The 18,604-nt window shown below is 62.6% G+C and carries 9 protein-coding genes; 3 read left to right on the top strand and 6 right to left on the bottom strand.

What is annotated here, in order from left to right; genetic code table 11:
• Positions 1 to 235 precede the first annotated feature (235 nt).
• Positions 236 to 11,665: a trigger factor gene (tig, locus tag FHX11_RS14125; RefSeq protein WP_184358278.1), complete on the top strand. Its 11,430-nt coding sequence runs from the start codon at positions 236 to 238 to the stop codon at positions 11,663 to 11,665.
• Positions 11,666 to 11,804: 139 nt separating this feature from the next.
• Here the strand turns inward: tig and FHX11_RS14120 are convergent, their stop codons facing one another.
• From FHX11_RS14120 to FHX11_RS14100, 5 genes are all read right to left on the bottom strand, one after another.
• Positions 11,805 to 12,314: a Rab family GTPase gene (locus FHX11_RS14120; RefSeq protein ID WP_246780999.1), complete on the bottom strand. Its 510-nt coding sequence runs from the start codon at positions 12,312 to 12,314 to the stop codon at positions 11,805 to 11,807.
• A complete protein-coding gene (locus tag FHX11_RS14115) occupies positions 12,311 to 14,107 on the bottom strand; it encodes an OmpA family protein (protein WP_184358277.1) in 1,797 nt (598 codons plus the stop codon). The genes FHX11_RS14120 and FHX11_RS14115 overlap by 4 nt, the downstream gene beginning before the upstream one ends.
• Position 14,108: 1 nt before the next feature.
• Positions 14,109 to 14,486 (bottom strand): hypothetical protein, encoded by a 378-nt coding sequence (locus FHX11_RS14110; RefSeq protein WP_348649706.1) that lies wholly within the window; start codon positions 14,484 to 14,486, stop codon positions 14,109 to 14,111.
• Between the two features lie 110 nt (positions 14,487 to 14,596).
• Positions 14,597 to 15,262: a response regulator transcription factor gene (locus tag FHX11_RS14105; protein ID WP_184358275.1), complete on the bottom strand. Its 666-nt coding sequence runs from the start codon at positions 15,260 to 15,262 to the stop codon at positions 14,597 to 14,599.
• The gene (locus FHX11_RS14100) at positions 15,246 to 16,364 is read right to left on the bottom strand and encodes a histidine kinase (RefSeq protein ID WP_184358274.1); all 1,119 of its coding nucleotides are present in this window, start codon (positions 16,362 to 16,364) and stop codon (positions 15,246 to 15,248) included. The genes FHX11_RS14105 and FHX11_RS14100 overlap by 17 nt, the downstream gene beginning before the upstream one ends.
• 333 nt (positions 16,365 to 16,697) lie before the next feature.
• Here FHX11_RS14100 and FHX11_RS14095 point away from each other — a divergent pair, with 333 nt between their 5' ends.
• Positions 16,698 to 17,039, top strand: coding sequence for a DUF2853 family protein (locus tag FHX11_RS14095; protein WP_184358273.1), 342 nt, complete (start codon positions 16,698 to 16,700; stop codon positions 17,037 to 17,039).
• A 207-nt stretch (positions 17,040 to 17,246) separates the two neighbouring features.
• Here FHX11_RS14095 and FHX11_RS14090 read toward each other — a convergent pair whose 3' ends face one another.
• Positions 17,247 to 17,636 (bottom strand): hypothetical protein, encoded by a 390-nt coding sequence (locus tag FHX11_RS14090; protein WP_184358272.1) that lies wholly within the window; start codon positions 17,634 to 17,636, stop codon positions 17,247 to 17,249.
• A gap of 441 nt (positions 17,637 to 18,077) precedes the next feature.
• On the opposite strand from FHX11_RS14090, the gene FHX11_RS14085 reads away from it, so the two are divergent.
• The gene (locus tag FHX11_RS14085) at positions 18,078 to 18,473 is read left to right on the top strand and encodes a MucR family transcriptional regulator (protein ID WP_184358271.1); all 396 of its coding nucleotides are present in this window, start codon (positions 18,078 to 18,080) and stop codon (positions 18,471 to 18,473) included.
• Positions 18,474 to 18,604: the final 131 nt, after the last annotated feature.

Here is an 18,604-nt window from a genome sequence, read left to right as displayed (position 1 = left end):
AGGGGCAAGCGAAATGTCGGATTCGATTGAGTTTTTCGAGGTTTTGTCGGGCGATGAACCTAGCGGATCGTTAGGTGGCGTGTCGCCTTTGTTATTGCTGAAAACCAGCAGGAGGGTCTGAGTCATGTCCAAGATTTGCAATCGCTCCCAATTCCTCATTTCCACGGCAACCATCGCGTTGCTGACAGCCGCGGTCGTGCAAACCGGCGGAGGCACCGCTAGAGCGGGTAACTCTTTGAGCGGTGCATTGGGCGGTCTCGGCTCCTCGGTCGGTGGTGCCGTGGGTAGCGTCGGCAAATCTGTCGGCAGCGTGGGTGCTTCCGTCGGCGGTGCGGTCGGCGGTGTTGGCAAGTCCGTCGGCGGCGCGGTCGGTGGCGTCGGTTCCGCAGTGGGTGGCGCCGTGGGTAGCGTCGGCAAGTCTGTCGGCGGTGCGGTTGGTGGTGTTGGCAAGTCCGTTGGCGGCGCGGTCGGTAGCGTCGGTTCCGCAGTGGGTGGCGCCGTGGGCGGCGTCGGCAAGTCTGTCGGCAGCGCGGGCTCCTCCTTAGGCGGCGCGGTCGGTGGTGCCGGCAAGTCTGTTGGCGGCGCATCGAGTTCTGCCAGTTCCTCCGTTGGCGGGGCTGGCAGGTCTGTCGGTGGTGCAGTCGGTGGTGCCGGCAGGTCTGTCGGAGGCGCAGTGGGCGGTGGTAGCTCTTCCGTTGGTCGCGCGGTCGGTAGCGTGAACTCGTCTGTGAGCGGGGTAACGACTGGCGTTGGCAAATCCCTGCGCAAGCTGCATAAGTCTGTCGCCAACATAGACAAGTCCGTGAATAAGTCCGCGAAGCGCGTCGCTAAGGCCGCGCAGAAATCCGTCGGCAGCACGGTCGGCTCGCTTGGCAAGACCGCGAAAGGCGTGGCCCGTGGCACAAGCGCCGTTGGTGGCTCGCTTGCCGGTACAGCCACGGGTGCGGCAGGTGCGCTGGGCAATCTGGCCAATGGCGCAGGCAGCACGGCGGGTTCATTGAGCAATGCCGTCAACGGGGTTGTTGGCGGAATTGGCGGCACGGCCGGCTCGCTTGGCGGCGCAGTTAGCTCCCTGGCGGCTGCTGTCAACGGTGCAGGCAGCGGCGCCGGCACCGCGGTCGGCTCCGTGGCCAGCGCTCTGAACGGCGCGGTCGGCGGAGCCGGCGGTGTCGGCGGTTCGCTCGGTGGTGTTGCAACGGGTGCGGTCGGCGCGCTTGGGGGCGCCGCCAATGGTGCGGTTGGTGCCGCAACAGGTGTCGGCAATGCTGTCGGCTCCGTGGCTGGCACCCTGAATGGCGCTGTCGGCGGAGCCGGTGGTATCGGCGGTTCGCTCGGTGGTGTTGCAACGGGTGCGGTCGGCGCGCTTGGTGGTGCTGCCAATGGTGCAGTTGGTGCCGCAACAGGTATCGGCAATGCTGTTGGTTCCGTGGCTGGCGCCCTGAATGGAGCTGTCGGCGGAGCCGGCGGTATCGGCGGTTCGCTCGGTGGTACTGTAACTGGCGCCGTCGGCGCGCTGGGCGGCACTGCTAATGGCGCGGTCGGCGCGACAGGTGGTATCGGTGGTTCGCTTGGCGGTGCCGCAACTGGCATTGTTGGTGCGCTGGGCGGTGTTGCCAATAGTGCAGTTGGTGTCATTGGTGGCGCCGGCGGTGCGCTTGATGGTGCTGGCAATGCGGTTGGTTCCGTGGCTGGCACCCTGAATGGCGCCGTTGGCGGAGCAAGTGGCATTGGCGGCTCGCTCGGCAATGCTGCAACAGGTGCGGTCGGTGCCTTGGGTGGTGCCGTCAATGGTGTGGTTGGAGCCGTCGACGGCGCTGGCGGAACAGCTGGCTCCTTGGCTAATGCCGTCAACGGTGCGGCAACTGGTGCCGGCACTGCGGTCGGCTCCATCGCCAGCGCTCTGAATGGAACTGTTGGTGGAGCAGGCGGTATCGGTGGCTCACTCGGTGGTACTGCAACTAGCGCCGTCGGTGCCCTGGGTGGCGCAGCAAATGGTGCGGTTGGTGCTATCGGTGGAGCCGGTGGCGCGCTTAGCGGTGCAGCCAATGGCGTGATTGGTGCCATCGGCGGAGCAGGTGGTGCTGCGACTGGTGTGGTTGGCGCTCTCGATGGTGCCGCGACGGGAGCCGGCAATGCTGTGGGCTCCGTGGCTGGCGCCCTGAATGGAGCTGTCGGCGGAGCCGGTGGAATCGGTGGCTCGCTTGGCGGTGCAGCCAATGGCGTGGTTGGTGCCATAGGTGGAGCCGGCGGTGCGCTTGATGGTGCCGGCAATGCGGTTGGTTCCGTGGCTGGTACCCTGAATGGCGCTGTCGGTGGAGCCGGTGGTATCGGCGGCTCGCTCGGCAGTGCTGCAACGGGTGCTGTCGGTGCGCTGGGTGGTGTTGCGAATGGCGTGGTTGGTGCCATCGGCGGAGCAGGTGGTGCTGCGACTGGCGTCGTCGGCGCCCTCGATGGTGCCGGTGGAGCAGCTGGCTCCCTGGCTAATGCCCTCGACGGTGCAGCAACTGGTGCCGGTAATGCAGCCGGTTCTTTGGCCAGCGCTCTGAACGGAACCGCTGGCGGAGCAGGCGGTATCGGCGGTTCGCTCGGCGGTACTGCGACTGGCGCTGTGGGTGCACTCGGTGGTGCAGCGAATGGTGTGGTTGGCGCCCTCGGCGGTGCCGGCAACGCGGCTGGCTCGGTGGCCAGCGCTCTGAATGGGGCCATTGGCGGAGCAGGTAACGTCGGCAGCTCGCTTGGTGGTGCTGCAACTGGTGCTGTCGGCGCGCTTGGTGGTGTTGCCAATAGTACGGTTGGTGCCGCGACAGGTGTCGGCAATGCTGTGGGCTCCGTGGCTGGCGCTTTGAACGGTGCTGTCGGCGGAGCCGGCGGTATCGGCAGCTCGCTTGGCGGCGCGGCAACGGGTGCAGTCGGTGCGCTTGGTGGTGCCGCCAATGGTGCGATTGGTGCTGCAACAGGTATCGGCAATGCGGCCGGCTCCTTGACTGGTGCTCTGAACGGAGCGGTTGACGGAGCAGGCGGTGTCGGCGGTTCGCTTGGAGGTGCGGCAACTGGTGTCGTCGGCGCCCTCGACGGTGCCGGCGACGCAGTCGGCTCTGTGGCCAACGCTCTGAATGGGGCCGTTGGTGGAGCAGGCGGCATCGGTGGCTCTCTCGGCGGCGCTGCAACTGGTGCTGTTGGTGCCCTGGGTGGTGCTGCCAATGGTGCGGTTGGTGCCATTGGTGGAGCCGGTGGTGCGCTTGATGGTGCCGGTAATGCAGCTGGCTCCGTGGCGAGCGCTCTGAATGGGGCTGTCGGCGGCGCCGGCGGTATTGGCGGCTCGCTCGGCGGTGTCGCAACTGGTGCAGTCGGTGCCCTGGGCGGCGCAGCAAATGGTGCGGTTGGTGCCATCGGTGGAGCTGGTGGTGCGCTCGATGGTGCCGGTAATGCAGTTGGCTCCGTGGCGAGCGCTCTGAATGGAGCTGTCGGTGGAGCCGGTAGCATTGGCGGCTCGCTCGGCGGTGTCGCAACTGGTGCTGTCGGTGCCCTGGGTGGTGCTGCCAATGGTGCGGTTGGTGCCATCGGTGGAGCCGGTGGTGCGCTTGATGGTGCCGGCAACGCGGTCGGCTCTGTGGCTAATGCTCTGAACGGAGCTGTTGGCGGAGCCGGCGGCATCGGCGGTTCGCTCGGCGGTGCTGCAACTGGCATTGTTGGTGCCCTCGATGGTGCCGGTGGAGCAGCTGGCACCCTGGCCAACGCTGTCAACAGCACGGCAACCGGCGCCGGCAACGCGGCTAGCTCTTTGGCCAGCGCTCTGAACGGAGTCGTTGGCGGAGCAGGCGGTGTTGGTGGTTCGCTCGGAGGTGCCGCAACGGGTGCCGTCGGTGCCCTGGGCGGTGTTGCCAATGGTACTGTCGGTGCCCTGAGTGGTGCTGCAACGGGAGCCGGTAGTGCGGTTGGTTCTGTGGCCAGCGCCCTGGACGGAGCCGTTGGCGGAGCAGGCGGTGCAACCGGCTCCCTGGCTAATGCCGTCAATGGTGCCGCAACCGGAGCCGGCAATGCGGCTGGCTCCGTCGCCAGTGCTCTGAATGGAGTTGTTGGTGGAGCAGGTGGCATCGGTAGCTCGCTTGGTGGCGTTGCAACTGGCGCCGTTGGTACCATCGACGGTGCGGCAACTGGGGCCGGTAATGCGGCGGGCTCCTTGGCTGGCGCTTTGAATGGAGCGGTCGGCGGAGCAGGCGGTGTCGGCAGCTCGCTCGGTGGCGCTGCAACTGGTGCTGTCGGCGCAATCGGTGGCTCGCTCGGTGGTGCGGCAACGGGCGCTGTCGGTGCGCTTGGTGGTGCTGCCAATGGTGCGGTTGGTGCCGCGACAGGTGTCGGCAATGCAGTCGGTTCCCTGGCCAGCGCCCTGAATGGCGCTGTCGGCGGAGCAGGCGGTATCGGCAGCTCACTCGGTGGCGTGGCAACGGGTGCAGTCGGTTCACTTGGTGGTGCTACCAATGGTGCGGTTGGCGCCATCGGTGGAGTAGGCAACGCAGCCGGCTCCCTGACCAACGCTCTGAACGGAGCTGTTGGCGGAGCAGGTGGCATCGGTGGCTCGCTCGGTGGTGCGGCAACGGGCGCTGTCGGTGCGCTTGGTGGTGCCGCGAATGGTGTGGTTGGTGCCATCAACGGTGCCGGTGGTGCAACTGGTTCCCTAGCTAATGCTATTAACGGCGCTGCGACTGGTGCCGGCAGCGCGGCAGGCTCCTTGGCTGGTGCTCTAAATGGAGCAGTCGGTGCCGTGGGTGGCGCTGCTAATGGTGCCGGAGGTGCAGTTGGCTCCCTGGCTAGTGCTATCAACGGTGCGGCGACTGGTGCCGGCAACGCAGTCGGTTCCGTGGCTGGCGCTCTGAACGGAGCTGTCGGCGGAGCAGGCGGCGTTGGCGGCTCGCTCGGAGGTGTGGCAACTGGTGTGGTCGGTGCGCTGGGTGGTGCAGGCAATGCGGCTGGTTCCGTCGCTAATGCTCTGAATGGGGCGGTCGGCGGAGCAGGCGGTATTGGTAGCCAGCTCGGCGGTACTGCAACGAGCGCAGTCGGGACCGTGGCCGGCGCTTTGAATAGTGCGGTTGGTACTCTTGGTGGAGCAGGCGGTGCTGCGACTGGGGTTGTCGGCGCCCTCGATGGTGCTGCAACGGGAGCCGGCAATGCGGTTGGCTCCGTCGCAAATGCTCTGAACGGAGCTGTCGGCGGAGCAGGCGGTATCGGCAGCTCGCTTGGCGGCGCGGCAACGGGAGCCGTCGGCGCACTCGGTAGTGCTGCCAATGGTGTCGTTGGCGCAACTGGCTCCCTGGCCAATGCTGTCAACGGTGCTGCTACCGGTGTTGGCAATGCGGCTGGTTCCGTCGCTAGCGCTCTGAATGGAGCGGTCGGCGGAGCAGGCGGTGTCGGCAGCTCGCTCGGTGGCGCTGCAACTGGCGCTGTCAGTGCCCTTGCCGGTGCTGCGACTGGAGCTAGCAATGCGGTCGGCTCCGTAGCCAGTACTCTGAACGGCGCAGTCGGCGGAGCAGGTGGCGTTGGCGGCTCGCTCGGCAATGCTGCAACTAGTGCCGCCGGTGCCCTGGGCGATGCTGCGAATGGTGCGGTTGGCACTCTCGGTGGTGTCGGCAGCTCGCTTGGCGGCGTTGCAACGGGAGCCGGTAATGCGGTTGGTTCCGTTGCCAGCGCTCTGAACGGAGCCGTCAGCGGAGCAGGCGGTATCGGCGGTTCGCTCGGTGGTACTGCAACTGGCGCAGTCGGTGCTCTGGGCGGTGCCGCCAATGGCGCCGGCAATGCGGTTGGCTCTGTGGCCAGCGCTTTGAATGGCGTTGTTGGCGGAGCCGGCGGTATCGGTGGCTCGCTTGGCGGTGCTGCAACGAACGCCGTTGGTGCACTCGGTGGCGCAGCAAATGGTGCCGGTAATGTAGTCGGCTCCCTGGCCAATACGGTCAACGGTGCTGCAGCTGGTGTCGGCAATGCGGCTGGCTCCGTGGCCAGTGCTCTGAATGGAGCTGTCGGCGGAGCAGGTGGTATTGGTGGCTCGCTTGGCGGTGTCGCAACTGGCGTTGTTGGTGCCCTCGACGGCGCTGGCGGTGCAGCTGGCTCCCTGACCAACGCTCTGAACGGCGCCGTTGGTGGAGCCGGTGGTATTGGCGATTCGCTCGGCAATGCTGCAACTAGCGCTGTCGGTGCTCTGGGCGGTGCTGCCAATGGTGTCGTTGGCGCCATCGACGGTGCCGGTGGCACGGTCGGTTCCGTGGCCAGCACTCTGAATGGCGCGGTTGGTGGAACAGGCGGTATCGGCGGCTCGCTTGGTAGTGCTGCAACCGGCGTTGTGGGCGCTCTCGACGGCACCGGCGGTGCAGCTGGCTCCCTGGCCAGTGCTTTAAATGGAGCTGTCGGCGGAGCCGGTGGTATCGGTGGTTCGCTTGGCGGTGCCGCGACCGGTGTCGTTGGTGCCATCGACGGTGCGGCAGCTGGTGCCGGTAATGCAGCTGGTTCTTTGGCCAGCGCTCTGAACGGAACCGTTGGCGGAGCAGGTAACGTCGGCAGCTCGCTTGGCAATGCTGCAACTAGCGCTGTCGGTGCACTCGGTGGTACAGCCAATAGTGCCGGCGGCGCGGTCGGTTCCGTGGCTGGTGCTTTGAATGGGTCGGTCGGCGGAGTAGGCGGTATCGGCAGCCAGCTCGGCGGTGCCGCAACCGGCATCGTTGGTGCCCTCGACGGTGCTGGCGGAGCAGCTGGCTCCTTGGGCAATGCCGTCAATGGTGCGGCAACCGGTGCCAGTAATGCAGTCGGCTCCGTGGCCAACGCTCTGAATGGAGCCGTCGGCGGAGCAGATGGCATTGGCGGCTCGCTCGGCAATGCTGCAACTGGTGCCGTCAGCGCCTTGGGCGGTGCCGCTAATGGCGCGGCTGGTGCTCTCGGTGGAGCGGGCGGTGTTGCGACTGGCATCGTCGGCGCCCTTAATGGTGCCGCAACGGGGGCCGGCAATGCCGTTGGCTCCGTGGCCAATGCTCTGAATGGAGCTGTCGGCGGAGCCGGCGGTATCGGCAGCTCGCTTGGAGGTGCCGTAACTGGTGCTGTCGGTGCCCTGGGCGGCGCCGGCGGTGCAGCTGGCTCCCTGGCTAATGCTGTCAACGGTGCTACAGCTGGTGTCGGCAATGCGGCTGGTTCCGTGGCTGGCGCTCTGAATGGTGCTGTCGGTGGAGCAGGCGGTATCGGCGGCTCGCTCGGCAATACTGCAACTGGTGCTGTCAGTGCCTTGGGCGGTGTTGCCAATGGTGCGGTTGGTGCCATTGGCGGAGCGGGCAATGCAGCTGGTTCCCTGGCTAGTGCTGTCAACGGTGCTACAGCTGGTGTTGGCAATGCGGCTGGTTCCGTGGCTGGCGCTCTGAATGGAGCGGTCGGCGGAGCCGGTGGCATTGGCGGCTCGCTCGGCAATGCTGCAACTGGTGCCGTCAGCGCCTTGGGTGCCGCCGCTAATGGCGCGGCTGGTGCTCTCGGTGGAGCGGGCAATGCAGTTGGTTCGGTGGCCAATGCTCTGAATGGAGCTGTTGGCGGAGCTGGTGGTATCGGTGGTGCTGCAACGGGCGCAGTCGGTGCGCTTGGTGGTGTTGCCAATGGTGCGGTCGGCGCCATCGGTGGCGCCGGTAATGCGGCCGGCTCCGTGGCCAGCGCTTTGAACGGTGCGGTCGGCGGTGCCGGGGGTATCGGCAATGCTGCAACTGGTGCAGTCGGTGCCCTGGGCGGTGTTGCCAATGGTGCGGTCGGCGCTATTAGTGGAGCCGGCGGTGCGCTTGATGGTGCCGGCAATGCAGTCGGTTCCGTGGCCAGCGCTCTGAACGGAGCCGTCGGCGCCGCAAGTGGAATTGGCAGCTCTCTCGGCGGTGCTGCAACTGGCATCGTTGGTGCTCTCGACGGCGCCGGCGGTGCAGCTGGCTCCCTGGCTAATGCCGTCAATGGTGCGGCAACTGGTGCCGGCAATGCGGCTGGCTCGGTGGCCAACGCTCTGAACGGAGCCGTTGGCGGCGCAAGTGGTATCGGCGGTTCGCTCGGCGGTGTCGCAACAGGTACGATCGGCGCCCTCGACGGTGCCGGCAACGCGGTCGGCTCCTTGGCTGGCGCCTTGAATGGTGCGGTCGGTGGAGCAGGTGGCATCGGCAGCTCGCTCGGTGGCGCGACAACGAGCGCGGTTGGTGCCCTGAGTGGCGCAGCGAATGGAGCGGTTGGCGCCCTCGGTGGTGCCGGCAATGCGGTTGGTTCCGTGGCCAGCGCTCTGAATGGAGCCGTTGGCGGAGCCGGCGGTATCGGCAATGCTGCAACGGGTGCAGTCGGTGCTCTGGGCGGTGTTGCCAATGGAGCGGTTGGCGCCCTCGATGGTGCCGGTAATGCGATCGGTTCCGTCGCCAGTGCTCTGAATGGAGCTGTCGGTGGAGCAGGCGGTGTTGGCGGCTCGCTTGGCGGCGTTGCGACTGGCGTCGTCGGCGCCCTCGACGGTGCGGGCGGAGCGGCTGGCTCCGTGGCCAACGCTCTGAACGGAGCCGTTGGTGGAGCAGATGGTATTGGCGGCTTGCTCGGCGGTGCTGCAACGGGTGCAGTCGGTGCAATCGGCGGTGCCGCCAATGGTGCCGGTACTACGGTCGGCTCCGTGGCGAATGCCTTGAACGGCGCGGTCGGCGGTGTCGGTGATCCAGCTGGCTCTCTGAGCGGGATCGTCGGTTCGCTTGCCAATGCTGCGACCGGAACTGTCGGTGGTACCGACGGGATCGGTAGCGTTGGCAATGCGGTCGGTTCCGTGGCCAATGCCTTGAATGGCGCCGCCGGCGGTGTCGGCGATCCGGCCAGCGCTCTGAGTGGGGTCGTGGGGTCGCTTGCCAGCGCCGCAACCGGAGCCGTCGGTGGTACCGATGGGATCGGTAGCGTTGGCAATACGGTCGGCTCCCTGGCAAGCGCTCTGAACGGCGCCGTCGGTGGCGCAGGCGGCATCGGCAACTCGCTCGGCGGTGTCGCAACTGGCGCTGTCGGTGCACTCGGCGGCGTAGGCGATACGGTTGGCTCTCTGACTGGCACGGTCGGTTCGCTTGCCGACGCCGTAGACGGAGCCGTTGGTAGCACCGATGGCATCGGTGGTTCGCTCAGCGGTATCGTCGGCACGCTGGACAATACGGTCACTAGCGCAGGTAGTCTCGTTGGTACACTCGGCGGTACGGTTGGCTCCCTGACCAATACCGTGGTCGGCGTGATCGACAGCACGGGCGGTCTGATCGGTGGTGTTGTTGGTTCGATCGGCGGCTCAACCGGTGGAACAGGCGGCGGCGGTACCGGTGGCAATACCGGTGGCGGCGGCAGTGGCGGCAGCGGTGGTGGCGCCGGCGGCGCCGGCGGCGGGATCCAGGTCGGCGGCAACGCAGGTGGTAGTCTCGGCGGTGACGGTGGCAGCATCAGCACCGGTGGTGATGTCAGCTGGAACAATACAAGCAATGACATCACAGGGAGCTACACGACCAATAGCTGGGGCTATCCTGTCGCCAATCTCGTTAACTGCGGAGACTCGTCCGGCAATTATATGAGCTGTGGAGTTTCACTCGATGGTCTGCTCATTTTCGTGAACGACGGGCCATCGGCTCCGGCTTCCGAAATGGGCGGCATGCTGCCGTTCGGTTCCGCCGAAGGTCCGTTTGCCGGTACGGATGGCGCTCTGGCCAATGCGTATCGTGACCCGAGCAGCATGCCTGCCAATAGCGCGGTTGACGCCTTGGCCAATGTCACGCGTGATCCCGAAACGGCTGCGGATAATATCGGTGGCGCGTCGACTACCGCCAGCGATGTAAACCGCGGCAGATCGCTGGCTAGCAAGCTTGGTGCGATGCCTGCATCGTTTGCCAAGACAGTGGCCAGATCGATCGGAGCGCTGGGTGCGCCCTTCGGTCTCAATCCTGGCAAGCCCAACGCCGGCGCCGGTTCGAGCGTCCTGATGAGCAGTGCGGCCGGTGATGCATCCAACGGCATGACCGGCGGGGCCAATCCGCGCGTGGGTGGTCTACCCGCCAATGCGGTTGGCGATCCGACCGACGGCACCTCGAACAGCGCGACCGGAGGCGCCAATGCTGGCCCCAGCGGCGCGCGTCCAGGAGCCCTGCTCAATCCTGGCAGGCTCAGTGCCGGCGGCAGCCCAACCGTCCTGATGAGCAGTACGGCTGGCGATACCTCCAACGGTGTGACCGGCGGCGCCAATACCCGCCTGGGTGATCTGCCTGCCAATGCGGCCGGCGATCCGGTCAAGGGCACCTCCAACAGCACGATGGGAGGCGTCAATGCTGGCCCCAGCGGCGCGCGTCCAGGAGCTCTCCTCAATCCCGGCAGGCTCAGCGCCGGTGGCAGCCCCACCGTCCTGATGAGCAGTACGGCTGGCGATACCTCCAACGGTGTGATCGATGGAGCCAATACTCGCGTCGGCAGTGCTCCTGCCAATGTGATCGGCACTCCGAGCAACAGCGCGATCGGAGGCGTCAACGTTGGCTCCAGCAGCTCGCGTCCCGTTGCGATCGGTAAGGCTGCGGACATCTCGCGTGACAGTGCGGTCCGTGGCGTTGCTTCGGGTCCGGACAAGCTGAACAATTGGGGCATTCCGGCGATCGATATCAAGGACCTGGCCAGCATCAAAGTGACGCGCCCAGTCTACGATGTGCCGGAGGCCGAGATTGACGCGCAAGTCAAGCGGATGGCCGAAGCAACCCGAATCTATAAGTCCAAGGTCAGCAAGGCGACTGTAGGTGACCGGATTACGATCGACTATGTCGGCAAGCTCAACGACCCCGTTTCCGGCGGCACTGGTACCAACCAGTTGCTGGTACTCGGCGCCGGGAATTTCATTCCGGGCTTCGAGGACCAGTTGGTCGGCGCCAAGCCGGGCCAGGAGAAGAAGGTTTCGGTGACCTTCCCCAAGGACTATCAGGTTGCATATCTGGCCGGCAAGAAGGCTACCTTCAACGTCACGGTCAAAGAAGTGGCCAAACCCGAAAAGCTGGAGATCAGCGACGCAACGGCAAAGGCTCTCGGCCTCGAATCGCTGAAGCGTCTGCATGAGACTGTGCGCAACCAGATCGCCAGTCAGTTCGGTTTGATTACGCGTCAGAAAGTGAAGCAACAATTGTTCGAGCAACTCGTCGCTTCCTATCAGTTCAACGTGCCTGCGCAGTTGGTTGAAAGCGAGTTCAACACTATCTGGACGCAGGTCAACAACGACCTCAAGACGACACATCGCACCTTCGCCGACATCGGCACGACCGAGGAGAAGGCGCGCGCTGGCTATATGCGCCTTGCTGAACGCCGCATCCGTCTTGGGCTGATCCTGGTCGCAATCGGCAGGAATGCGAACATCTCCGTCTCGGACGAGGAGTTGCAACATCGTCTGGTCGACCAGGTTCGCCTCTTGCCGACAAACCAGCAGCAACAGGTACTCGCACTCGCCGGCACCAACCCGAATGCTCTCCGTGCTCTGCGCGAAGCGATATTCGAGGATAAGGTGGTCGATTACCTTCTCAGCCGGATTTCCGTCGCTGACAAGAAGGTGAGCAAGGCGGAACTGAGCGCTATGAATACGCAAGATTATACCCCAGCCACGGTGGAGCCGACCAAGAAGGCTACAGCGAAAAAAGACCAATAGAATAGCTGGTCCAGTCACTCATAAAGGCCGCCTCCGGGCGGCCTTTTTATGTCCGGGATAAACCGTCCTTGCGGAAAAGCCAGGAGCGCCATTGATCAGCGCTGGCGCCAAAAGCGCGATAAAATTTCCGGATGCCCAGCTAAAATTGTCGACGACGTATCGTTTCCGCGAGCTCGGCAAAGGCTTCCGCGATGCCGCTGCTGGTTTTTGCGCTCACGAATTTGACGTTTGATTGCGCAAGCCCTTCGGGCCACACCGCGCCGGCTGCGGCGTCCGCCAGATCGATCTTGTTCACAAGCGCCTTGTAAGGCCGCCCTGGGAATCTTGTCTCGAAGCTACTGGCCAATTCGTTCATGCGTGTAACGGTTTGCGGCCGCGTCACGTCCGATACGATGATCGCCGCGGAGGCGCCGGCCACATAAACGGTGTCGAAGATGCGGGTGCCGAAATCGCCATCGGTGTCCCAAAGCACCAGGCGCATCGGCTCGCCTCCACCGACGGCGGGCGCGGGGACATCGTAGCTGAGAACCTCCACGCCAAGCGTCGTCTTGTATTGTCCGTCGAAGCGATCATGCACGAGCCGGTACAAGATCGATGTCTTGCCAACGCCCATATCGCCCAGCAGCATAACTTTCGTTGTCAGCATCATTGCGCCGGTTCGGTTTGAAACACGTTCTCGAAAGCGACCCGGCGGTTTGCGCTGCCGCCCGCATCCATTCTGTCTGAAATGGGCATTGCTGCCGAGCGGGAAACGACAAACAGCCGGGCAGGCTCGATACCCAGGGCTTTCAATCTTTGGGCCACTGCCTCAGCCCTCTTGCCGGCCAGCACCTTGTTACTTTGTTCCGATCCGCTCTCGTCGGCATAGCCGACGATCCGGATTCTGAGATCATTGCCTGAAAGCAATGCTGCCAACTGCCCAATCTGCCGTTCAGCCTCCCCGACATCGACGAATTCGTCGCCCTTGCCAAAAAAGATCGCCGTCGTGGCCAGGAAGCGGCCAAGCCGTTGAGCCGGAGAGTCCGCGATGGCCTGCAGCCCGGCATATTGCTGATGTCGGGACTCCGCTTCCGAGACAATCGCGCTACGCGCTTCCGCGATACTCGCCTGCAGGCGAGCTTGCAGATCGACATATTGCTTGTTCAGGCTGGCATATTGCTGATCTTTGGACTCCGCTGCCGCGGCCGCGGCGGCGCGCATTTCCTCGCTGCTCGCCTGCAAGCGCTGAAGGGCATTCTGCATGGAGGCAAGATCGGTTCGCAATGTCGCGGACTGTTCCAGCCCGGGCACCATGCCCATCCGGTTGACAACCTGGTAAGGGGCGGCCGCCCTGGCCAGTGCGTTGACGACGGGGGCGGGGTCCAGGCTGCTCGGTTCAACGCCGGAAACCGTGACGCTTCGATTGCCATGGTCGAACGACAGCTGCAGCGGAAACGACGCCAGCAGTGGCTGCTCTTGGGCAAGCTGCTGCAGGGCGGCATTCGTTCGGTGCTCCAGCATCGTCCGGGTCACGAACCCTGTAGCCAGCCAAACGAAGAGGGCGGCGGCGACGGCAAGAAGCGTCAGCAGGATCACCTTTCCGTTTCGGCTCGTCTTCTTGCCTGGGCGAGGATCGGACTCGATGGCAGCCGCCAATGAGGCGAGCTTGGCAGCGTTGCTATCGGTCCCGTGGTCGATGCTCTCGATTTCGTCCAGGAAAAGCGCATTGATCCGGGCCTCGTCGGCGGGACGGAGAAGGCCGGTGCATTCCGCCGCGAGGATGAAGCGCGGCGACGCGCTGAGCATGATCTCCCTTCCGCCGAAGTCGAGCTTCTGCAGGTTGCCTTCGCCCGCCAGAGCCTGAACGGAAAATTCCAGAATGGCCGCGACCATGGCACTCAGCAGATCTGCCCGCTCGTCGTGGGTTCCCTCCTGTGTCCATTCCGCGATGAGGCGCCCAGCACCGCGTTCGATGAGCAGCAGCCGGCGCACATTTGGCGGGTTGGAATTTGCCAGCACGAATTCGCTGATCGGACGGCCGGTCACCAGCGACTTGACGCGTCCTATCCAAAGCTCCATTGAGGTCAGGGTGTTGAGGCGCTGCTCCAGAAACGCAACGAGTTGCTTGAAGGCGTTCGCCACTGCCGCGCTGACCATCCGCCCGGTGATCGGGTAGAGCGCTTCGACCATCATGTCGCGCGAATTGGCGATTTCGCTTCTGATCGCGGAAACGACGGAGGGGGCGATGGCGTTCGCGAGGTCGCGCGGCCGGTTGACCTCCGCACGCTCCAGCGCCGCTACCAGTATGTCCGCGGTTGCCGCTTCAAGACGGTCGGCGTCCCCAAGATATCGCTGGAGAAAAGCGACATCCGCCTCCAGCGTATCGAGACGCGCCTCTTCCGATTGAAAGAGCAATGTCTTGAGCCGCTCGATTTCAGTATTATGGCCGACGGCGCGGGCCATGCTATCTTCCAGTGCCGCCGGATCCCAGCTTGCTGATGGTTGCGCCGAGTTCCGAAATCGCCACGCCGACATCTCGATGCGAAGCGAGACGTTTCTCTTCCGTCGTGCGCTCGAGCTGCTGCAGCTTGTCCTGCACGGCCGCCAGTTCCTTTGCGAATTCTGCCTGAAGCTGCTTGATGACAGCCTGCATCTCTTCGCGCAAACTGGTCAAGCTGCCTTCGATCGACCGCTGTGCTCCGCCGAACAGGAGATCGCGGACCTGATCGATCGTCGTTTCGGAGTTTACCACCGCTTCCTGCTCGTTGGCTGAAGCGACGCCGTTTGAACTCTTTCGATTTTGCTCGTTCCCTGCCATGGCCGTTCCCCGTTTATCCGCCACAATTGACGCCGCCGCGATTCAATCAACGCTAATTTAATATAAAAAGATAGGTAATCACAGCACGGTCAATCTGCAAAAAATAGGGCGTGTAAAATAGCACTAAATTTCGATTAATTTATTGTTTTTATAGCTAGTTCCGTCCGGTTTCGGACGCCGCACTTATCCAGGATTGTACTCACATAGTTCTTCACCGTTCCCTCCGCGAGATGCAGTTGTCTGCCGATGTCGCGATTGCTCTTGCCTACGATGATGAGGTTGAGAATTGCATTCTCGCGTTCCGTCAAAGTATCGCGAACGGGCGGACTTGCTGGCGTACCCCGCGGCCGCAGCCGCTTGAACTCGTCGAGAATGCGCGCTGCCACCGTCGGCGAAAGCGCTGACTGGCCGTTCCTTACCGCCCGGACCGTTGCCGCGATTTCGTCGATTCTTGCATCTTTGAGTAGATATGCCTTCGCGCCCGCGCTGATCGCCTCGAAAATCAGGTCATCCGTCTCGAAAGTGGTCAAGACGACGATATTGATATTCGGAAACTCGCGAAGGATCCGGCGGGTTGCGACGATGCCGTCGATCCGTGGCATCTGCAGGTCCATCAAAATCACATCAGGCCGATATCGACGCGCCAATTCGATCGCCTGCTCGCCGTCCGCCGCCCCGCCAACGATTTCGAAATCATCGTTCTGCTGTGCAAGGAGCGTGACGAGACCCTCCCTGATCAAGGTCTGATCCTCGGCGATCAGCACGCGCAGCTTTTCCGTCAATTCAGCTTGTTCCGTCATTCTTCCTGTCCTGCCGCATTTCCGCGCCAACATTCGCGAGAGTGCTTGATGGTTGTGTCGTCAAGGACGGGGTCGCGGGCAACGATATGCGAACCAGCGTACCCTTTCCGTATGCGCTTTCCACAACGCAATTCCCATTGGCGAGTGCGGCAAACTCGACCATTCCGACCAGCCCGAAATGCTCCGGCTTGGGAACTGCCGGATCAAATCCTCGGCCATCGTCGCGGATGTCGATGACAAGTCTCTGGTCCTTGGTATCCGCCTCGGTGGCCGCGCGAAACTGAACATGCCGAGCTTGCGCATGCAGTTCGATGTTGCGCAGCGCCTCATGCATGATGCGCTGAACCGTCGAGCCGTGGCGATGCAACTCCCCGCGAGCTCCCTCATCGATATCGACGGATATGTCGACGCCCGTCTGTCTTGCAAAATCGGACAGTATGCTCTCGATGTCGGGCGCCAGCTCGAATTCGTCCGGCATCCGTAAACGGGCAATGGCGTTGCGCGCGCGCGCCAGGCCGCTGATGGCGGCTTGTTCCGCGACTGCGAGACTGTCAGCGACGCGGGCGGGATCGGTCTCCAGAAAGTGCTGGATCAGCCGAATCTGGGTCAGAAGCGCGAGAATGGAGTGGGCGAGCGTGTCGTGAAGGTCGCGCGCGAGGCGAAGGCGGGTTCGCGCCAGGGAGGCGAAGTGCACTTCCGAACTTGCCACCTCGAGTTGTTGTTCTATCAGCCGTCGCGTGCGGCGCTCGCTTTCCAGCAAGGTCTCGATTTCGCGAGCGGCAAAATCGGGCATCGCAACCACCACATAATGCAGCCGATCCTTGTGCCAAAGGATAACCGCCGTCAGAGGCTGATCCAGTCCAGGCGATGCGCCACGCACCCGCGAAAATGTGATGACTCCCCGCCGTCCCTCGGCGAGAGCGGCCAATTCCGTTTCCATCCCGACCAGCAGCATGCACTGGCAGCTATCGTCTCCGATGGCAGGAAGCCACTCGACCAGGCGTCCGACTTTTCGCTTAACCGTCCTGTCTGCGCCGATAATAGCGAAGCCAATAACATCGGCTTCAGCAGCCGACACTAACTCAGCGCTAAGGTCAACCATTCGTTCCCAAATCAGTGCGCAAATGAAGCTTGACTACTTTAGGCAAAAGCTGGGTTGGCCGCAAGCGAATATGACTTTCGTCACTATCGATTCTGACCTTCGCCATATGGCTGCTTTTCCGGAAGTATCTAGGTTGGCAATCATCCATTTATCAAAGGATCGAACCTCTCGATCACATAGGGCCGGATCAAGTGCTTGCATGCTCAGACAACACCATCGGCAGATATGGTTCGAGCGGGCTCCGCTGGTGTGCTTCAGGCAAGCGGCGGAAGCAGCAAGACGATCATGGCGCGGCGATATTAGCAACACTGGTTCAAAACCGGAGGCATGACTATGAGCAAATGGGATGAACTGATCGCAAAATATGCGGCTGACTTGACGGAAAAGTGTGGCATGTCGGTGGATGCGGATCTGCTAGCGAAGGTAACGAAGGGCTGCGGCCCGGCGATCTACAATAGTGATGCTTCTATCGTTTCAGCCTCCGACAAGGAGGAGATGGAGCGAATTAAGACGAACTTTCTCGTGAGGAAGCTCGGGCTGGCTCCCGGTGCCAGCATGGAAGCAGGACTTGAAGCGGCAGTCGACCAATATGGTCGTTCCAATCGTCATAAGTACCGGGCTGTCTTCTACTATCTGTTGGTAAAGCATTTCGGGCGCGAAAGCGTTTATTCCTGATCGCGCCGCCAGGCCATGTAGCCACCTTGGGAGGAGAGAACTCCTTATCCATGGGGGAGATGGATTTGGCTGTCGCTTCATCGTTGCCAATTTCGCTGACGACGTCTTTCCCTCTGCTTGCTCAGCGTCGTCGGTCGGGAGGGCGCCATGGCAACATTGCGGGAGACACGAGAAACCTCACCTGCGGCGATTTCAGCAACGTCGTTGTCAGTTTTTCGATTTCGCCTGGATCATCTTTATGTTGGTCAAGGCGGTGGCGGTCCAGCCGGCATACGAGGTGCTGGCTGGGCCGACTGCGCAGGCGCCGCCGCTGGCCGTTTCAGCTCCTCGTGGTACGCCCGCGGATACCATGTAGCAATGTCGATCGGTCGGTCTCTGCAGCCAGAAAACAAGGGCAGTGGTGATGCCTGTCAAGGAGCTATCCATGATGAGAAATAGGCACTCAAGCGAAAGGGCAGATCCGAACAGCGTATATGAAGCACGCTGGCTACTGGCGCCGATTTTCGCATTGGCTCTCATTGTTGCTGCTGTTGGTATCTTTGGATGATCCCCCGCGCCATTGATGGAGAAGAATTCTATGGCGAGGGCTAGGATCAATTATCCTACCAAATATCCGGCAGACCCTGGATATCAGGACGAATGTGAATTCGCTTTGGAGCCATCCGTTTCCATGCTCGTTGATGAGGCTGTCGCTTCGGGTTGGCACCTGCGCCATGTCGTATGCGCCATCATCTTGATGGCAGCGGAAAAACTCTCCGATGGCGAAGAAAAACGCGGAGCCGATTCCTTTCATTCCTGAATGGAGTTCGCCGGTCAAAAGGACCTGGATAGCTTGGGTTTCAAGGATGGTTGCATGTTGAAGACAGATATCTACGTCAATCCGCGCAAATACGACCTCCGTTACAATCAAGGCGTGTTTCTCTCGACAGACATGGAGGCGGAAATGTCACGACATCGATGAGAATGATCCGACTTTTACGCTTAAAAGATGCCGCATGATCATGCCGGAATCGGCTCACTCCATTAACGAGAATTCCATTGCCTGAAATCCACTCTCGGCTGCTTAACGTCACCCGCAATATCACCTGTTCCTTTGTCGCGAATAATGTCATTGCTCGCGACAAGGTCCCCGACCTCATTCAAATGATCTATGAGAGCTTGGCTGGCGCCCTGGATGCCGGAACCGACGGCGTAGCCCCGAAAAAGCCTGCCGTTCCTATCGCAAAGTCTGTAACTCCGGACTACATCATTTGCCTGGAGGACGGTCAAAAATTCAAATCGTTGCGTCGTCATCTGCGCGCCAAATATAATCTGACGCCTGAGCAATATCGTGCCAAATGGGGATTGCCCAGCGACTATCCTTTGATAGCGCCGAATTATGCCGCCGAACGATCGAGAATTGCAAAGAGAAACAGCATCCGGCTCCTGCCCTGATGGAATTTCGATACGCATCTTGCGCTAAGCGGGCTCTGAGTTTTCTGTCACTGTTCCCGGAGGCCAAGCCGGCGGATGCACGATATGACTTTCGTCATGTTTGATAGTGACTTGCGCCAGATTCCCTTGGC

It is taken from the genome of Rhizobium sp. BK602, from assembly GCF_014195095.1.
In the GTDB taxonomy this organism is placed as follows: Bacteria; Pseudomonadota; Alphaproteobacteria; order Rhizobiales; family Rhizobiaceae; genus Rhizobium.
The sequence above is the reverse complement of the archived record's forward strand: the minus strand, read 5'-3'. Positions and strand labels throughout refer to the sequence as shown.